The organism is Leucothrix arctica (assembly GCF_003172895.1).
In the GTDB taxonomy this organism is placed as follows: Bacteria; Pseudomonadota; Gammaproteobacteria; order Thiotrichales; family Thiotrichaceae; genus Leucothrix; species Leucothrix arctica.
Map to the genome: position 1 here is coordinate 139652 of NZ_QGKL01000010.1, position 17373 is coordinate 157024.

16 protein-coding genes are annotated in these 17373 nt (G+C 42.6%); 12 read left to right on the forward strand and 4 right to left on the reverse strand.

All coding sequences use genetic code 11. The features are described 5' to 3' along the window. Positions 1 to 227: 227 nt before the first annotated feature. From DKT75_RS02960 to lpxC, 4 genes are all read left to right on the forward strand, one after another. Positions 228 to 452 carry an exodeoxyribonuclease VII small subunit gene (locus DKT75_RS02960; RefSeq protein WP_109821939.1) on the forward strand — a complete coding sequence of 75 codons (225 nt, stop codon included), beginning with the start codon at positions 228 to 230 and terminating at the stop codon, positions 450 to 452. Beyond that, positions 445 to 1332 (forward strand): polyprenyl synthetase family protein, encoded by an 888-nt coding sequence (locus DKT75_RS02965; protein WP_109821940.1) that lies wholly within the window; start codon positions 445 to 447, stop codon positions 1330 to 1332. Before DKT75_RS02960 ends, DKT75_RS02965 begins: the two co-directional genes overlap by 8 nt. Positions 1333 to 1338: 6 nt before the next feature. After that, positions 1339 to 3219, forward strand: a complete 1881-nt coding sequence (gene dxs / locus DKT75_RS02970; RefSeq protein WP_109821984.1) for a 1-deoxy-D-xylulose-5-phosphate synthase — start codon at positions 1339 to 1341, stop codon at positions 3217 to 3219. 136 nt (positions 3220 to 3355) lie between these two features. After that, positions 3356 to 4273, forward strand: a complete 918-nt coding sequence (lpxC, locus tag DKT75_RS02975; RefSeq protein ID WP_109821941.1) for a UDP-3-O-acyl-N-acetylglucosamine deacetylase — start codon at positions 3356 to 3358, stop codon at positions 4271 to 4273. Here the strand turns inward: lpxC and DKT75_RS02980 are convergent. Next, the gene (locus tag DKT75_RS02980) at positions 4270 to 4635 is read right to left on the reverse strand and encodes a DciA family protein (RefSeq protein ID WP_109821942.1); all 366 of its coding nucleotides are present in this window, start codon (positions 4633 to 4635) and stop codon (positions 4270 to 4272) included. The genes lpxC and DKT75_RS02980 overlap by 4 nt on opposite strands. Before the next feature lie 57 nt (positions 4636 to 4692). Here DKT75_RS02980 and DKT75_RS02985 point away from each other — a divergent pair, with 57 nt between their 5' ends. The 5 genes from DKT75_RS02985 to DKT75_RS03005 all read left to right on the forward strand — a co-directional run bounded on the left by DKT75_RS02985 (position 4693) and on the right by DKT75_RS03005 (position 11546). Beyond that, entirely contained in the window at positions 4693 to 5586 is an 894-nt protein-coding gene (locus tag DKT75_RS02985; protein ID WP_146201311.1) for a M23 family metallopeptidase, read from the forward strand. A gap of 251 nt (positions 5587 to 5837) precedes the next feature. Next, positions 5838 to 8561 carry a preprotein translocase subunit SecA gene (secA, locus tag DKT75_RS02990; RefSeq protein ID WP_109821944.1) on the forward strand — a complete coding sequence of 908 codons (2724 nt, stop codon included), beginning with the start codon at positions 5838 to 5840 and terminating at the stop codon, positions 8559 to 8561. Between the two features lie 22 nt (positions 8562 to 8583). Further along, positions 8584 to 9792 carry a bifunctional glutamate N-acetyltransferase/amino-acid acetyltransferase ArgJ gene (gene argJ / locus DKT75_RS02995; protein WP_109821945.1) on the forward strand — a complete coding sequence of 403 codons (1209 nt, stop codon included), beginning with the start codon at positions 8584 to 8586 and terminating at the stop codon, positions 9790 to 9792. Next, positions 9792 to 10616: a polysaccharide deacetylase family protein gene (locus DKT75_RS03000; RefSeq protein WP_109821946.1), complete on the forward strand. Its 825-nt coding sequence runs from the start codon at positions 9792 to 9794 to the stop codon at positions 10614 to 10616. The genes argJ and DKT75_RS03000 overlap by 1 nt, the downstream gene beginning before the upstream one ends. Then, positions 10617 to 11546, forward strand: coding sequence for a Nudix family hydrolase (locus DKT75_RS03005; protein WP_109821947.1), 930 nt, complete (start codon positions 10617 to 10619; stop codon positions 11544 to 11546). Between the two features lie 90 nt (positions 11547 to 11636). Here the strand turns inward: DKT75_RS03005 and DKT75_RS22350 are convergent, their stop codons facing one another. The 3 genes from DKT75_RS22350 to DKT75_RS03020 form a co-directional block, all read right to left on the reverse strand. Further along, a complete protein-coding gene (locus DKT75_RS22350) occupies positions 11637 to 11771 on the reverse strand; it encodes a hypothetical protein (RefSeq protein ID WP_281271400.1) in 135 nt (44 codons plus the stop codon). Positions 11772 to 12005: 234 nt separating this feature from the next. Beyond that, on the reverse strand, positions 12006 to 12206 hold the full coding sequence (locus tag DKT75_RS03015; protein WP_109821985.1) for a dodecin family protein: 201 nt from the start codon (positions 12204 to 12206) through the stop codon (positions 12006 to 12008). 105 nt (positions 12207 to 12311) lie between these two features. Further along, positions 12312 to 12629, reverse strand: coding sequence for a DUF3301 domain-containing protein (locus DKT75_RS03020; RefSeq protein ID WP_109821948.1), 318 nt, complete (start codon positions 12627 to 12629; stop codon positions 12312 to 12314). A 53-nt stretch (positions 12630 to 12682) separates the two neighbouring features. Between DKT75_RS03020 and DKT75_RS03025 the strand changes: the two genes are divergently transcribed. The 3 genes from DKT75_RS03025 (at position 12683) to DKT75_RS03035 (ending at position 17371) form a co-directional block, all read left to right on the forward strand. Continuing rightward, positions 12683 to 13468, forward strand: coding sequence for an inositol monophosphatase family protein (locus DKT75_RS03025; RefSeq protein ID WP_109821949.1), 786 nt, complete (start codon positions 12683 to 12685; stop codon positions 13466 to 13468). Positions 13469 to 13709: 241 nt separating this feature from the next. Then, entirely contained in the window at positions 13710 to 14207 is a 498-nt protein-coding gene (locus tag DKT75_RS03030) for a DUF11 domain-containing protein (RefSeq protein WP_109821950.1), read from the forward strand. A 158-nt stretch (positions 14208 to 14365) separates the two neighbouring features. After that, positions 14366 to 17371 (forward strand): beta strand repeat-containing protein, encoded by a 3006-nt coding sequence (locus DKT75_RS03035; protein WP_109821951.1) that lies wholly within the window; start codon positions 14366 to 14368, stop codon positions 17369 to 17371. Positions 17372 to 17373: the final 2 nt, after the last annotated feature.

Below are 17373 nucleotides of genomic sequence, written 5' to 3' on the forward strand. Positions count from 1 at the left end.
GTGTTAGCCAAAGAAAATAACTGAAAAAAAGCTAAACCACGAAAAAGCTATAAGCAATACAACAAGTAGCATAGGGAAGCCGAACTTTAGATCGAACATAATAATACTCACTTTAATAATTTTTTTTAATGGTAGTGGATTGTAATAGTGAGTTCAAGTTGCATGATTGGCTTTTCTAATCCACTATCTGCTTGCAATTCATTAACTGAAAGATCAATATAATTTTCATGAGCAAGAAAACAAAGAAAATCAATTACGAAACTTCTGTTTCTGACTTAGAAGCAACAATCACAAAGATGGAGCAAGGCGATATGTCTTTAGAGGATGCGTTGCAATCTTTTGAAGAAGGTATCCGTCTGAGTCGTGAGTGTCAGCAGTTATTAGCTGAGGCAGAGCAACGTGTTACTTTGTTAACGGCTGATGGTGAGGAAGACTTTTTAAGTGATGACTAGTTTACACTTGTCAGAAGTACACCGTATTCGTCTAGAGCAGGTGTTGTCAGAAGCCCTACCTTTGCAGGAAATAGGAACATCAAAGTTACACGAGGCGATGCGTTATTCTGCTTTAGCGGGTGGGAAGCGTATTAGGCCAAGTTTGGTGTACGCAAGCGGTCAGGCACTCAATATACCCATCCAGGCATTAGATCGAATTGCGGTTGCTATTGAATGTATTCATGCATATTCATTGGTCCACGACGACCTACCGGCTATGGATGATGATGATCTTCGACGTGGTCTTCCAACAGCTCATAAGGCATTTGGAGAAGCAACGGCAATTTTGTCAGGCGATGCACTTCAGGCTTATGCTTTTGATTGGTTGAGTGAACCAATAGAAGGGATAAAAGCAGAGCATCAACTTAAATTGATTAAGGTTTTGTCAGCAGCTTCCGGCTCCCGTGGTATGGTGGGAGGCCAAGCGATAGATTTAGCATCGGTAGGCATATCTCTTACTGAAAAGCAGTTGGAAGTTATGCATGCCCATAAGACCGGTGCGTTGATCAATGCTAGTGTGATGATGCCAAGTTATTGTAACGATAGTGTTACAGACGAGCAAAGAACAGCCTTAAATAGCTATGCCGATGCCATTGGCCTAGCGTTTCAAGTTCAAGATGATATTTTGGATATTGAGAGTGATACGGAAACGTTGGGTAAGCAACAAGGTTCCGATCTGGCAGCAAATAAACCAACTTATCCTTCAATCCTCGGGATGGCTGGTGCAAAGCAAAAGTTAGAATCGCTTCATGATGAGGCACTAACTGCGTTAAGTGGATTTGGCTCAGAAGCCGATCTGTTGAGGAATATAGCTCGATTTATTGTTAAGCGTATTAAGTAGATGTCTATGCTAGATCAAATTTTAACCCCCGATGAACTCCGTCTTTTAGAAAAAGAGCAACTTCCTGAAGTGTGTGAGGAGTTGCGCTCGTTTCTTTTAGAGTCGGTATCCGCTTCTGGCGGTCACTTTTCGGCAGGGTTAGGAACGGTTGAGCTAACAGTCGCACTTCACTATGTTTTCAATACGCCAGAAGATCGTTTAGTATGGGATGTAGGGCATCAAGCCTACCCGCATAAAGCATTGACTGGACGACGTGATCAGCTATCGAGTATTCGCAAGCAAGGCGGATTATCAGGCTTCCCAAAGCGTTCTGAAAGTGACTACGATACATTTGGTGTCGGGCACTCAAGCACTTCAATTAGCGCTGCGCTTGGTATGGCGATGGCGGCTAAACAGCAAGGGTTGGATCGTCAAGCTATCGCTATTATAGGTGATGGGGCACTAACCGCAGGTATGGCATATGAGGCTTTGAATCACGCAGGTGATTTGGATGCTCGCATGATGGTTGTACTCAACGACAATGATATGTCGATTTCCTCCAACGTTGGCGGACTCAGTAAGTATCTAGCACGTTTGTTGTCTGGCCCTCTGTACTCAAGCATTAGAGAACAAGGTAAAAAAATACTCTCAGGCACACCAAGCATGAAAGACTTTGCGCGTCGTGCGGAAGAGCATGCGAAAGGCATGTTAATGCCCGGCACGATGTTTGAAGAAATGGGTTTTGTCTACTACGGCCCTGTCGATGGACATGATGTACTAGAGCTGGTTCGGATGTTCGAAAATATTCGTGATATTGACGAGCCGCGCTTTGTACATGTAGTGACTAAAAAAGGTAAAGGTTATGCACCTGCTGAAGCTGACCCTTGTAAGTACCATGGTGTTTCTAAGTTTGATTTAGATCAGGGTATTGTCAGTAGCAAGAGTGTATCTACGCCTACTTATACTCAGGTATTTGGGCGCTGGTTGTGTGATATTTCCGAGAAAGATGAGCGAGTAGTAGGTATTACTCCTGCTATGTGCGAAGGCTCTGGCTTAGTTGAGTTCGCCGAGCGTTTTCCAGATCGTTACTATGATGTGGCGATAGCAGAGCAGCACGCAGTGACATTAGCGGCAGGTATGGCGTGTGACGGTTTAAAGCCTGTTGTTGCGATTTACTCGACTTTCCTACAGCGTGCTTATGATCAATTGATTCATGATGTAGCCATTCAGAACCTTCCTGTTATTTTTGCGATTGATCGTGCCGGTTTAGTGGGTGCAGATGGTCCAACCCATGCTGGTAATTACGATATTTCATTCATGCGTTGCATACCGAATATGATGGTGATGGTGCCGGCGGATGAAAATGAATGTCGCCAGATGTTATACACCGCTTACTTGCAAGATGGCCCAACGGCCATTCGCTATCCTCGTGGTAAAGGTATTGGCGTAGAGCCGCAAGCCGAGATGGTTGCATTGGAAGTAGGTAAGGCTAAGCCGTTACTACAAGGTAAAGCGCGAATCGCAATATTGTTGTTTGGTTCATTGCTTGATGCTGCACAAGCTGCGGCAGCAACGCTTGATGCTACTTTAATAAACATGCGCTTTGTAAAGCCGATCGATGAAGGGATGATTGCTGAGATGGCGAAGTCACATGACTTAATCGTAACAGTTGAAGATAATGCAATTCAGGGTGGTGCGGGGAGTGCTGTGTCTGAGGTGTTAGTAAAACTCGATTTAAAGGTGTCGGTACTTCACTTAGGTATACCTGATAGCTATATAGAGCATGCTGAGCGTGAAGGTCAGCTGGCTGAAATTGGTCTTTCAGCGGAAGGAATTGTTAAGCAAGTATGTGCCTTTGGGTCGGGTAAGTACGTATCCCAAGAGTCCTCAAAGCTTGTCAGTCTATAGACAGCTCATTGATTTTATAGCATGATTCAAAACGGTTTAGCGGACGTTAAGCTTAGGTTTTGATTTTTAAAATAGAATTACCCAACACAATCTTATCGGCGACAATAATAATTATAGGTCGATATCGGGGGCATATATGCTAGAACAAAGAACATTACAACGTACGGTTAGTACCGTCGGAATTGGCCTACATTCAGGACAGAAAGTAGGCTTAACTCTTCATCCTGCAGCACCTAATACGGGGATCGTCTACCGACGAGTTGACCTTGAAAATCCAGTCGACATCGTGTGTAAGCCTGAAATGGTTGGTGAAACAATACTGAGTACAACGCTATTGCAAGATGGTGTTAGGGTTCAGACGATTGAACATATCATGTCAGCCTTTGCTGGTCTGGGCGTTGACAATGCGTATGTAGACCTAACGGCTTCTGAAATCCCAGTAATGGATGGTAGCGCCGCACCATTTATCTATCTGATTCAGTCAGCAGGTATTGAGTCACAAGGCGTTCCAAAACGTTTTGTACGGATCAAAAAGACGGTGCGTTTTGAAAACAATTATGGTTGGGCAGAATTAACACCTTACGATGGTTTTAAAGTGTCGTTTGAAATTGATTTTGATCACCCAGCAGTAAAGTCTACTAATCAAACTTTTTCTATCGACTTATCTAAAGCTTCTTACAGCCGTGAGATCAGTCGGGCTAGAACCTTTGGTTTTATGCGTGATGTTGAGATGCTTCGTTCGAAAAACTTAGGCTTAGGTGGAAGTTTGGGTAACGCGGTTGTTCTTGATGAATACCGTGTTTTAAACAAAGACGGTCTGCGTTATCAAGATGAGTTCGTGAAACACAAGATGCTAGATGCTATCGGTGATTTGTACGTGCTAGGCCACAGTATTATCGGTGGTTACCACGGTCATAAGTCGGGACATGCGATTAATAACTTACTCCTACGTGAGTTGATTGCTCAACCTGATGCGTGGGAGCTTACGACGATGGAAGAAGAAAAAGAGTCTTCCGTGAGTTATGCAGGTGAGTTGGGTTACGCTACGGCTTAATTATTGAGTTCATCTCTAATGCTATCGAGCATATTTGTTATACCTTTTGATAAAGGCTTGTGCTCGATAGTGACTTTCTTTCGCTGCATCACCGGTGGCGCCAACCTCACATTAATCTGCTTGAACTCTCTCAAGAATGTGCGGTTAATATGGTCCAAAATATCTTTTTGTTGATACTTTAACTGGTTAGCTAAGATAGGACTTTCAACAATTAATGATACTACTTGCTGTTTCACTACGACGTAAAGTGGCATTTGAGTATTCACTATTCCCAAGTGTGTTCGTACAGTTTCTGACAGCTTATCAATATTATTGATGCTTTGATTCAAGTAAGTATTGGGAAGTGTGGCGATATCTTTCATAGTGTGAGTGTAACTTACTTTAATAAGCCTGTGCTACGAGTGCTGAAGGCACCTATCTTGAAAATTCAATTTGACAGCTTTAAAAACAGACAGATGCCTGTGCTAGAAATAGCGCTCGGGCGACAACTGCTGCTGCCTGCTATTTTTCTAAGCCTGTTTATTATTGGTATCTCCTTTTTAGTCGAACGAAACACTGGTGATTTGGGGCTTAATCAACAGTTTAGTTCTTTAAAGCAGAGAACACAGATGCGAGAGTTGAGCCAGAAAGTGGCAACGCTTGATGGTGAAAGTCAGCGCTTAAAAGCATTTGCACAAAAAATGGCGACCTTAGCGGATGTCGATATCAGCGTATTTGCTTTTGATAAAGCGGCTGGTCAAGGTGGGGGAGATTTTCGATCTAATCGAAATTTACCTAACTTAAAGCGCTTGGGTAATGATATTGAAGAGTTAGACCAAAAAATGCTGGCTTACAGTAATCAACTTGAGCGTATTCAGTTGATTTTAAAGTCTAGAGTATTGGGTGGTGCGGTGAGTTTGTCCGAGTGGCCAGTGGCTTCAGGTTATATCTCATCAAACTTCGGTTGGCGCAAAGATCCATTTACAGGTGTTTTACGAAAGCACGACGGTATTGATATTGCGGCGAAGCGTGGTACGCCTGTGATGAGTGTTGCTGCTGGGATAGTATCGTTTGTTGGTCGTAACGGTGGTTATGGCCGAGTTGTTGAGGTTGATCATGGTAAAGATGTGGTTAGTCGCTACGCACATCTTGACTCCTACCTGGTCAGAAAAGGCGATAAGGTCAACGCTGGTGATAAAATTGCGAAAATTGGTAGTAGCGGTCGATCGACTGGTCCACACTTGCATTTAGAAATTATCAATAAAAAACAGCATGTTAACCCCATCGACTATCTCGGTCGGAATGCCCCTTTGTTATCTGTGAATAATAAATAGCGATACCTACCGTTAAGCGTGAATTTATCAGCTGATCTATACTATAATCGGCAACATGTGGGTCTAGGTAAAGATTCTTAGGGGATAGGTAAAAGTCTTAGTTCAACCTTGTAATCCAAGGTAAAACCCCCAATATATTTACTAAAGTAAAAAATTCATAAGGTGTTTATGCCTCGGGGGCGATAAACACGCTTAAACCGTAATCTACGGGAACAGATAACACCGGATCATCCGGGGAGAAAATACATATCATGATAGGATCGGTTGCTAGGAAACTCTTCGGTAGTCGCAATGACAGAGTTGTAAAAGGTTACGCTAAAGTTGTTAAGCAAGTTAACGCGTTGGAAGATGAGTACAGCAAGCTGACTGATGAGGCACTGCAGGCTAAAACTGTAGAGTTTCGCGAACGCCTAGAAAAAGGCGAAACACTTGATTCTTTAATCCCAGAAGCATTTGCTACTGTTCGTGAGGGCGGAAAGCGAGTTATGGGTATGCGTCATTACGACGTACAGATGATTGGTGGAATGGTTCTCAACGAAGGCCGTATTGCTGAAATGCGTACAGGTGAAGGTAAAACGCTAGTGGCAACACTAACGGCTTACTTGAATGCGCTGCCGGGTAAAGGTGTTCACGTTATTACGGTGAATGACTACCTTGCGAGTCGTGATGCGGAATGGATGGCTAAGCTATATGGTTTCCTCGGTTTAACGACGGGCGTAATCATTGGCGGTATCGATCAGACTGCGCGTAAAGCGGCATATGCATGCGATATCACTTATGGAACAAACAACGAGTTTGGTTTTGATTATCTTCGTGACAATATGGCATTTAGCCAAGATGAGCGTGTTCAACGTGAGCTTAGTTATGCGGTAATCGATGAAGTAGATTCGATTCTTATCGATGAAGCACGAACACCTCTTATTATTTCTGGTCCATCAAGTGACTCCGCAAACTTGTACGAAGTCATTGATAAAATCGTTCCTCAACTGACGCCTCAGGCTAAAGAAGATGAGAAGAAGCCTAAGGAAGATGAAGAAGGTCCGGGTGATTACTCAGTTGATGAAAAGTCTAAGCAAGTATTCTTAACGGATGCAGGTAATGAGCGTGCTGAAGAGTTACTTCAAGAAGCAGGCATTTTAGGTGAAGGCGAAGGTTTGTTCGACAGCGCAAGCGTGTCGGTATTGCATCACTTAAACGCTGGCCTACGTGCTCACACTTTGTTCCAGAAGAATGTGGACTACATCATTACTGATGGCGAGATTGTTATCGTTGATGAGTTTACTGGTCGTACAATGCCAGGTCGACGTTGGTCTGAAGGTTTACATCAGGCGATTGAAGCAAAAGAAGGCGTTGAAATTAAGCCTGAAAACCAAACAATGGCTTCTATTACCTTCCAGAATTATTTCCGTCTATATGACAAGTTATCGGGTATGACTGGAACGGCTGATACTGAAGCGTTCGAATTACAGTCTATCTATAACCTTGAAGTTATCGTTATTCCAACTAATAAACCTGCCGCTCGAGTTGATGAGAACGATTTGGTTTATATGTCGCATGCAGAAAAATACGATGCGATTGTTGAAGATATTCGTGATGCACAAAAACGTCACCAACCAGTACTTGTTGGTACGGCATCGATCGATAGCTCTGAGTTACTTGCTAACTTATTGACTGAAGCAAAAATCGAGCATGAAGTTCTAAATGCGAAGCAGCATGAGCGTGAAGCGCATATCATCGAAAACGCGGGTCTTCCCGGCGCAGTAACAATTGCGACAAATATGGCCGGTCGTGGTACGGATATTGTATTGGGTGGTTCGTTAGAAGCTGAAATGAAGTTGGTTGGTGATGATGAGGCTAAGAAAGCTGAACTCAAAGCTGATTGGCAAAAACGTCATGATGCTGTTTTGGCAGCAGGTGGTTTGCACATTATAGGTACTGAGCGCCATGAGTCTCGTCGTGTAGATAATCAGTTACGTGGTCGTTCAGGTCGTCAGGGTGATCCAGGTTCATCTCGTTTCTTCTTGTCGCTTGAAGATAACTTGATGCGTATTTTCGCATCTGATCGTGTTAAGAGCATTATGCAGCGTTTGGGTATGGAAAAAGGTCAGGCTATTGAGGCGAAAATAGTGTCTAAGTCTATCGAAAATGCACAGCGTAAAGTTGAAGGGCATAACTTCGATATTCGTAAGAACTTGCTTGAGTACGATGATGTTGCCAATGACCAGCGTAAGGTTATTTATAAGCAGCGTTCAGAGTTACTGGAAGATGAAGATGTTCAAGAGTCAATCGAAGAAATTCGTTATGACGTAATCGATGATGCAATCAGTCGCTTTGTTCCTCCAATGAGTTTGGATGAGCAGTGGGATATCGCTGGTTTGACTGCGTCATTGAAAGAAGACTTTGATGTTGAGTTAGATATTCAAGGTTGGTTAGATAAGGACGACAAGCTTCACGAAGAGCCATTGCGTGAGCGTATTCAAGAGTCTGTTGATAAAGCGCTGAAGGACAAAGAGTCACTGATTGGCGCTGAGAATATGCGTAAGCTTGAGCGTGATGTGATGTTGCACGTGCTTGATGAAGAGTGGAAAGAGCATCTTGCCGCAATGGATTACTTACGTCAGAGTGTTGGCTTGCGTGGTTATGCTCAGAAGAACCCTAAGCAAGAATACAAGCGTGAAGCATTTGAAATGTTTGAAGACTTGTTGGTTAACATTAAGAAGAAAGTTATTAGCTTCTTAACGAAAATCCAAATCACTCAAGAAGCACAAGAAAACATTGCACCACCAGAGCCAGAAGCAACACCAATGGAATATTCTCATGCTGAAGCATCAAGTGTTTTAGGCGAAGAGGATAGCCAAGCAGGTTCTGAAATTTCTGATACATTCAAGCGTGATAATGAGAAAGTTGGACGTAATGACCCTTGCCCTTGTGGCTCTGGTAAGAAGTTCAAACAATGTCATGGTCAATTGAAGTAAGTTACCAGATAAGGAAATAAGTATGGCTGTGAATTACACCCCGGCAACAAAAGTGTTGCCGGTAGATGGTATTCGTTTATCAACTCATGCAGCTGGTATTCGTTACGAAGGACGTGACGATTTACTGGTAGTTGAGATTGCCGAAGGCAGTTCTGTTGCGGGTGTATTCACTCAGAACCGTTTCTGTGCTGCACCTGTCTTATTGTGTCGAGAGTTTTTAAAATCTCACTCACCACGTTATTTGGTGGTGAACTCAGGTAATGCTAATGCAGTGACCGGCCAAAAAGGCTTGGACGCTGCACGTGAAATTTGCGCTGAGTTGGCGAGTTTAACGGGTGTTGAAACAGAACAGGTTCTCCCATTTTCGACGGGTGTTATTGGTGAGCAATTACCTGTAGCACCTTTCAAGAAAGCATTTCCTGCTACCTTAAAAGGTTTGTCTGAAGACTGCTGGTTGGACGCTGCAAAAGCGATCATGACTACAGATACTTTACCTAAGGGCATTAGTAAGCAACTAGAAATTGATGGTAAAACGGTTACTATTTCCGGGATGGCGAAAGGCTCGGGGATGATTGAACCGAACATGGCAACCATGTTGGCTTATGTGGCGACAGATGCTCAAGTTGAGCCTGCGCTATTGCAGTCATTATTAAAGCAAGCGACTGATTTATCATTTAACTCAATTACGGTTGATGGTGATACTTCAACTAATGATGCGCTAGTGCTAATTGCTACAGGCAAGTCGGGTGTTGTTGTTAATGACGCTAATCAGCCTGAGTTTTTCACACTGCTAAATGAGGTGTGTCAGTACTTGTCGCAAGCGATCATTCGTGATGCTGAAGGTGCGACCAAGTTTGTGACTATCGAGGTAGATACAGCACCTGATATGGAAACAGCTCGTGAAATTGCCTTCACTATTGCTCGTTCGCCATTAGTTAAAACAGCACTGTTTGCAAGCGACCCAAACTGGGGGCGTTTCCTAATGGCTATCGGCCGTGCACCTGTGAAATCTTTAGATGTGAGTAAACTTTCATTGTGGTTAGGTGATACCCAATTAATTGAAGCAGGTGAGCCTGTTGCAACTTATACCGAAGAACAAGGTCAACTTGAGATGGATAAGTTGGAAATAACCCTGCGTGTTAGCTTAAATGAAGGTTCTGCTGCTACAACGGTTTGGACTTCTGACTTATCGCATGACTATGTAACTATAAATGCGGAGTATAGAAGTTAATGATAAATATAAGAAAAAAAGCTGCAGCACTACTAACTGTTTTAGCGTTATGTGCGTTCTCAAGTAGCTTATTTGCAGCTGATTGTGCAGAAGTACGTGAAAAGTACCAATGCCCAATAGAAAAGAAAAAAATAACACTAAGCTTTGATGATGGTGTCGCTGATGTGACACCTAAAGTATTAGATGTACTTAATCGCGAAAAAATCCAAGGCACATTCTTTGTGTTGGGTAATAAGGTCAATTGTAGTATCTACAAAAATGACTGCTCAACAAATCCAGAAAGTCAGTCTTGTCAGTCATTTCAGCTATGCCAACAGCGTGTACATACACTTAAGCGTATTAAAAATGAAGGCCATATGATCGGCTCTCATAGTTATAAGCATGATCGTCATTCTGAGTTACCGGCACAGTTACTTGAATACAATATTAGAAAATCACGCGCTATTTTAGAGCCTTACTTCACGACTGAGCCTGCTATTTTCCGTTTACCTTATGGCGACGGCTGGTTTAATCAAAAGACAAAGCCACAAGTGATGGCTGCGTTGGAGCGTAACAATTTTAAACATATCGGTTGGGAAATGACTGCTTACGACTGGAATCCTGATCACCAAAAGGGTGATAAGATTTTAGATAATGTCATGACTCAAATGTGTGCCGGCAAAGGACGTGTTGGTGTTATCTTGTTCCATGATGGTGTATTTGAAAATGAGCATGTGGGCCGTACTTATACTGCTGATAACTTAGCACGTTGGATTCCAACGATGCGATGTGCAGCGGACTTTGTACCGTTAACATATTTCAAAAAAGACTTACGAGTAAAATAAGTGGATGAAGAAGAGGGAATTAAGCCGCTAGAAGTAGTGGCAGCCGTTATACGTGGTGAAGATGGGAAAGTGTTGGTTGCGCAACGCCCCATTGATAAACATCAGGGCGGGAAATGGGAGTTTCCCGGCGGTAAGGTTGAGAAAGGAGAGTCTAGGCGTTCAGCGCTTGGACGAGAGCTTAATGAAGAACTTGGTATCGAAATATCTAGCAGTACGCGGTTGATTAGTATTTATCATGAGTATGAAGACAAGTCGATTTATCTGGATGTTTATGAGGTGACAAGTTGGGAAGGGGAACCTTTGGGTTGTGAGGGTCAGCCGATTAAATGGCTTGAACCTGATGAGCTAAAGAATTTTGAATTTCCTGCTGCCAATGCGCCAATTATTGATGCTGTCTGCTTGCCAAAACTGTTAAAGGTTTTAAAGCCAGTCGCTACTGATGGTGCTTTTAGAGATCAAATTTCTACCTCACTCTCATCTGGCTATCGTTTATTTCTACATAATTATGATGAACAGCCGATTAGTCATGAACAGTTAAATTGGTTTTTAGATACTGCTGCAGAGCAAAATGCGGAAGTTATTTTTCAATCTCCACCTGCTTTGGTTCGTAGTGATTTTGGTATCCACTTAGACTCTGAAGCCCTATTAAAAATCCATGAAAAACCTGTAGCAAACCGAGTTTCTGCTAGTTGTTACAGTCCTGGGGAGTTGTTTAAAGCGCAGCGTTTAGGTTTGGACTTTATTTTGATAGAGCCAGTCTTGATGAACTTGTTTTCAAGTGGACGTGAGGCACTAGGTTGGCCAATGTTCCAAAGCTTAGCCTCGAGAGTAAACATTCCTGTTTATGCCGCAGGTGGCTTGAGTGATAAAGATTTGGATTTAGCTCGAGAGTACGGTGCGCAAGGCATCGCTAGTACGAGCTTTTCTTAAGAGAAACAACGAAAAGAGCTGCATATAAATGCAGCTTTTTTTCTCCTAAAAAACAAAAAAATTGTGTATTAGGATTGAATGCATAGCGACTTACGAGTCTTCCGCTACAACGCAGTCTGTCATTCCGACGGTGTTATGTCCACTATCTACATAAGTAATTTCGCCACGATCTTTCATCATTGGTCGAGCATATTTAGCCATTGCTAAGAAGCTGTAAGCACTCACTCATGAGCAACAGCAGAACCTTCACGAGTCGTATTATCGACGATGCTGCCTGCAAGTTGCTATTTTGGAGCAAATGCAATGGCATGCACTAATACATCTAGGTCATCCCATTGTTTTAACTCAGTTTAATCAACCGGGTAATGATAAGGCTTGGAGAGGGGGGGTACAATAAAAGTAACCACCAAGGTGTTGTCGTCTTTTTGAGAGCAACACCTTAGTGGGTATGTCAGATTATCACTGTAGGATGAAAGTGATCTTCATGCGTACTTGATAACCAGTAATTTTTCCGTCTTCTACTGTTACTTTTTGGTCTGCAACCCATGCGCTAGTGACGTTTTTAAGTGACTTATTAGCACGAGCAATACCATCTGAAACAGCGTCGTCAAAGCTTTTAGTGGAAGTAGAGGTGATTTCTGTAACTTTTGCGATAGATATTGTAAGACTCCGTTTATATTTATTTTAAGGAACGAATAGCATATCACTACTTATTAATAGGATACAAATTCGGCATGGATAGGCTGTCAGAGAGTCTGAAAAAGTTTAAAGGATGGTGGTACCATCCTCATGATCTAGTTGGATGCTGTCAACAGCTTGCGCTAATAAAAAGACGCGTCCAACCGCGCGATCTTGTCGGTTGATGCTTAGTTCAAAGTTATAAGTACGCTCAATTTCTATTCGACCACGGCTATTACGCGCAAAAGATAACTTTTTAAGTGATACTGTTTGATCCAGCAGTTGCGCTTGTATTGTTTGGCATGCCTGTGCTGCAGCGGTGGTGGCTGTTTCTTTCGCTCGAGCAGAATCAAACCAAAACCATGCTAACAGCGCTAACAATATAATGACGAATAAACTGCTCATATTCTTTAACTCATTTGGGCCATAAGGCCAATACGATAATCGGGGACATTAAGATGCTGCCAGATATAAAAATACTAGAAACAATTATCCATGAAACAGCACAGCAAGAGATATTGCCACGCTTTAACAAGATTGGCTATGAGCTTAAGGCAGATGGAAGTTTAATTACTGAAGCTGACTTATCCGCTGACCGGAAAATTCAATCACTGTTGAAACAACATTATCCTCACATCGCATTTATGAGTGAGGAAATGACAGAGTCTGAGCAGACTCAGCTATTGCAAACTGAGCCAGAGATCTGGTGTTTAGACCCTCTGGATGGCACCAGTAACTTCGCAGCGGGTTTTCCATTATTTTCTTCCTCGTTAGCACTTATTAAAGATGGGGCAGTTGTAATTGCTGTTACTTACGATGTTAACCGTGACGAAATGTTTACAGCTGTTAAAGGGCAGGGGGCTTATTTGAATGGCGTACGCTTGCTGGGTGGATGTCCAACGGACGATATTAAATCATCAGTCGCTATCGTTGACTTCAAAAGGTTACCTAAGCACTTAACGCTTAAAATAGTTGAGGAGATACCTTATCGTTCTCAACGTAACCTAGGTTCTAGTGTCTTAGAGTGGGCTTGGATGGCTGCCGGAAGGGGTCAGTTGTATCTTCATGGTCAATTGAAACTGTGGGATTGTGCGGCAGGTACTCTATTACTTAGTGAAGCGGGAGGCTACTCATCAACTTTAGAAGGTGAGCCTGTGTTCAATATTGAGAAGACAGTTTGTTCAGTTGTAGCGTCACCGAGTAAGGATTTGTATAAAAAATGGTTCGCCTACTTGAGTAGCTAATAAGTCGTTAGAACAAGCCAACATAGGATAATTGGTACTGTTCGTCGCAGTGCCAATAATCTCATAGCAAGTTAATAATCCATTCAGCATCTAACCCTTATGCTTAATCCTGTACTGCATGAATTGCTGATCTTTTGCATTTTTTGCGGCTTATAAGGCTGACTATATTTGGTATAGTTGTTAAATATAGACTGTAGTCAAAATTAGACTTAATTAATAAAAACAAATCTGGGGTTAGAAAATGTTGAAGAAAATTGCAATTGCATTGTGTCTAGTGGCTGTATCTGCTGGTGTAATGTTTAACGCTACGGCGAAGAATAAGCCGACTTTAGTTAGCAATATGCAGGCTTATTTAGTTAAAACGAATGCTCAAGGTAAAGAGTATCGTCAACCTGCAAAACAAACAGAGCCAGGCCAAGTACTTGAGTACAACCTGACTTATACAAACCAAATGAAGAAGCCACTAAGTGGTTTAGTTGTTAGCGGCCCAATCCCTGCTAATACTATGTATGTTGGTCAAAGTGCTAAGACAGGCGTTCCAGCTGATCTACTAGTCAGTATTGATGGTGGTGCAACGTTTGAATCTGAGCCAGTACGTCGTCAAGAAAGAATGGCGAACGGTCAGATGAAGACTGTTGTTGTACCTGCAGATAAGTACACAAACCTTCGTTGGAAAGTTAAGCAGCCAATCTCTTCACTGGGTAAGCAGCTTTACTCTTACCGCGTTCAGGTGAAATAAGCTTTATTTCACAATAGACCCCGTAGTCATGTTTGATTGGTCAATAAAAAAATAACCTTGATCTTACCATTACTACATTTTCAACGGGTGGACTGTCTTTTGTCTTTGCCCAGCGATCGTTTCTTTAAAATTATAATTGATAAAGAGAAAAACAAATAATGAAAACTAAAAATCAAATGAAGCCGTTGGCACGCCTGATTGCCACGTCTCTGGCAGTAGGTACTATGGCCGGTTTTGGTGCTCAAGCATTTGCAGCGACTGCTGCTGGTACTTTGATCAAAAACCTAGCGACAGTAACTTATGAAGATGAGAATGGTAATGAATACTCAGCTCAGTCTAATGAAGCTGTTGTAACAGTTGCTCCTGTACCAAGTGCGACTGTTGAAAATGATAACTCTTTGACAGCAGCTCCTGGTCAAACAGTATATTTCCCTCATACAGTAAGCAACACAGGTAACACGGCTGACTCTTACTCTTTTGCTGCTGATGCTGGTGTTGTTTATCACGACGTAAATAATAATGGTCAGCCTGATCCGGGTGAGCCTGCATTGTCTCCAACTGATTTAATCGAAGTTGCAGCTGGTGAAAAGTTACACGTCGTAGTTGCATTGCCTATTGATACTGATGCAGTGAGTGGAGATACCTTCACAAGCAAGTTAACAACAACCGCTGCAAGTGGTGTTGTTGTAGACGATATTGGTGATAATGGCGATACTACTGAAGCTACAGTAGATAACGTTGCGACTGTAACAACGGGTCCAGTACTAGTATTGAATAAGTCTTCTGTTCATAACGAAGATGCTAATACTATTACTTATACTCTTACTGTTAAAAATAATGGTAGCAGTGCGGCTGAAGGCGTAAAAATTGTAGATGCTCTTCCACAAGCTGATTCGGATAACAGTGGTTCAATTGATGGTGTGACTGTTGATCCTCAGTTAGCGCTAGCTACAGGGTCAACTATCTATGTACAGGGTCTAGTAAACACTGCTGATGGTGATATTGCTCCAACTACAACATCAATAGCTGCATCAGGTCACGCTTATGGTGACCTAAATACTAACGGCGTTACAGGTGATGACGATAACCTACTTATCATTCTTGCTGAAGATGCTAGCTTGCCAGCAAATACAGAGGTTTCAGTAACCTACACTGTCCAGTATAACCCTGATGATTTGCTAGCTGATGATGAAGTCGAGAACACGTTCTATGCATTTTATGAAGAAGATGATGGTGACCCAACTACTGATGACACTGTAACTGTCCCATCAAATACAACAGTTGATGTGATCCCTCAGACTTACGGCGTTGAAATAGAAGATACCGGTGATGCAGCAGCAACAGATGGCGCTGATGATGATGGTGCAGAGAACGATATCCAGCATGTAACTTCTGCTGCAACAGGTTCTGTCGTTCTATTCACTCATGAAGTAACCAATGATGGTAATGGCGACGATATCTTCAATTTGGATATTGATCCAGGTACTTTCCCAACGGGTACAGTATTTACTTTTTGGGATGCTACTGGAACGGTTCAACTGACAGATACTGATAATGACGGTATTCCAGATACTGGTGTTATCGGGCCAGATCAATTGGATCCAACGACTATCGTAGTTAAAGCTGACCTTCCAGCTGGCGTAGATGGTACAGCTGCTGGTGGTGACCCATTCACTGCAACAATAACGGCAACTTCTTCAGAAGACCCTGATGCTTCTGTAGCTAATGGCTCTGTTGATACAGCGACTCTTACTCTTGGTGTGATCACGGAAGCACAGGTTGATATTGCAAACGTGACATCTCCTGTTGGCTCGAGCCAAGGTGATACAGTTACACCAAGCAACCTATATGGTTTTAATGATGATGGTTCAGTAAATGCACAAGACGAAGGTCCTGTTGTTCTGGCCGATGCTGTTACTGGTGGTAAAGTTGTTTTTGACCTGATACTTGCTAATGAGTCGGGTAACCCAGATTCATTTACATTGAGCTCAGATAATGTTCCAACAGGTTGGGATGTTGTGTTTAAAGACTTGTCGGGTAATGTTATTACAACAACGACATTAGTACCTGGTGGCGGAGAGTTCGCATATACTGCTGAAGTAACAGTTTCATCAGACCCTGCTGAAGCTAAAAGTGATTCAGATAGAGTGGGCGATGTAGATGGTTATGACTCGACTGATAATGGTTCTATTGGTAATGCATCTACTGATGCTGGTACTGATACGGATAATGATTATCAAATAAGTTTCAGTGCTACTTCAACTTCAACAGCTGGTCTTAGCGATACAGTTACAAATGCTGTAGATGTTGCACCAGAGCGTGAAGTTGCAATCACTCCTAATGGTCAAAACCAGATTCAGGCTGGTGGTACGGTTGACTATGGTCACAAGCTAGAAAACAACGGTAACCAAACCGAAGCGGTTGAGCTTACTGTTGATAACAGTAACTCAGACTGGTCTACAATCATTAACGTAGACACTAATGGCGATGGCACTCCTGATTCAGTACTAAGTTCTTTAGTAAGTGCAAATCCAGGTGGCTTTATTATTTCAGGTGTTGATGAAGATGGCGCTCCTGTTGATATTGAAGTAACAGTAGTTGGTGGCGTTCCAGTTCTAAACCTTGAGCCAGGTGAAAATGTAGACTTTACAACGACTGTAAGTTCTCCATCTAATGCACCAGCGGGTGCGACTGATTTGTCTACAATAACCGCTGTTACCACAACACCATTAAGTGATCCATTAACTGTAACGGCTGAAGATAATACTACAGTTGTTGATGGTCAGGTTCGTTTGGATAAATCAGCTGCAATTGATGCTAATTGTGACGGTGATGCTGATGATGCTAACTCTTTTGCAGCGACTCAGTCTGCTGAAGTAGAGCCAGGACAATGTGTCGTATGGGAGCTAACAGCAACTAACGAAAGTAGTACAACAGTTAAAAACGTTGTTATTTCTGATGCTGCTCCTGAGTATACCTTCCTAGTACAAGACGCTACTAATGGTGACGGTACAATGAAGTATTGTCATGGTAATGGTTGTCTTCCAGTCGTTGGAAGTGCAGATGCTGCTTACGATGCTGGTACAGGCGTAGTTACTTTCGAAGTAGGTGATCTTATCGCTGGTCAAACAGCAACAGGTCAGTTCACGGTAGAAGTTGAGTAATT

What these genes read in the sequence shown, in the direction of transcription:
- DKT75_RS03020 (WP_109821948.1), bottom strand. Translation starts at nt 12,629, where the DNA reads ATGAGCAGTTTATTCGTCATTATATTGTTAGCGCTGTTAGCATGGTTT.
- dxs (WP_109821984.1), top strand. Translation starts at nt 1,339, where the DNA reads ATGCTAGATCAAATTTTAACCCCCGATGAACTCCGTCTTTTAGAAAAA.
- secA (WP_109821944.1), top strand. Translation starts at nt 5,838, where the DNA reads ATGATAGGATCGGTTGCTAGGAAACTCTTCGGTAGTCGCAATGACAGA.
- DKT75_RS02965 (WP_109821940.1), top strand. Translation starts at nt 445, where the DNA reads ATGACTAGTTTACACTTGTCAGAAGTACACCGTATTCGTCTAGAGCAG.
- DKT75_RS03025 (WP_109821949.1), top strand. Translation starts at nt 12,683, where the DNA reads ATGCTGCCAGATATAAAAATACTAGAAACAATTATCCATGAAACAGCA.
- DKT75_RS03035 (WP_109821951.1), top strand. Translation starts at nt 14,366, where the DNA reads ATGAAAACTAAAAATCAAATGAAGCCGTTGGCACGCCTGATTGCCACG.
- DKT75_RS02980 (WP_109821942.1), bottom strand. Translation starts at nt 4,635, where the DNA reads ATGAAAGATATCGCCACACTTCCCAATACTTACTTGAATCAAAGCATC.
- DKT75_RS03000 (WP_109821946.1), top strand. Translation starts at nt 9,792, where the DNA reads ATGATAAATATAAGAAAAAAAGCTGCAGCACTACTAACTGTTTTAGCG.
- DKT75_RS02960 (WP_109821939.1), top strand. Translation starts at nt 228, where the DNA reads ATGAGCAAGAAAACAAAGAAAATCAATTACGAAACTTCTGTTTCTGAC.
- DKT75_RS03030 (WP_109821950.1), top strand. Translation starts at nt 13,710, where the DNA reads ATGTTGAAGAAAATTGCAATTGCATTGTGTCTAGTGGCTGTATCTGCT.
- lpxC (WP_109821941.1), top strand. Translation starts at nt 3,356, where the DNA reads ATGCTAGAACAAAGAACATTACAACGTACGGTTAGTACCGTCGGAATT.
- argJ (WP_109821945.1), top strand. Translation starts at nt 8,584, where the DNA reads ATGGCTGTGAATTACACCCCGGCAACAAAAGTGTTGCCGGTAGATGGT.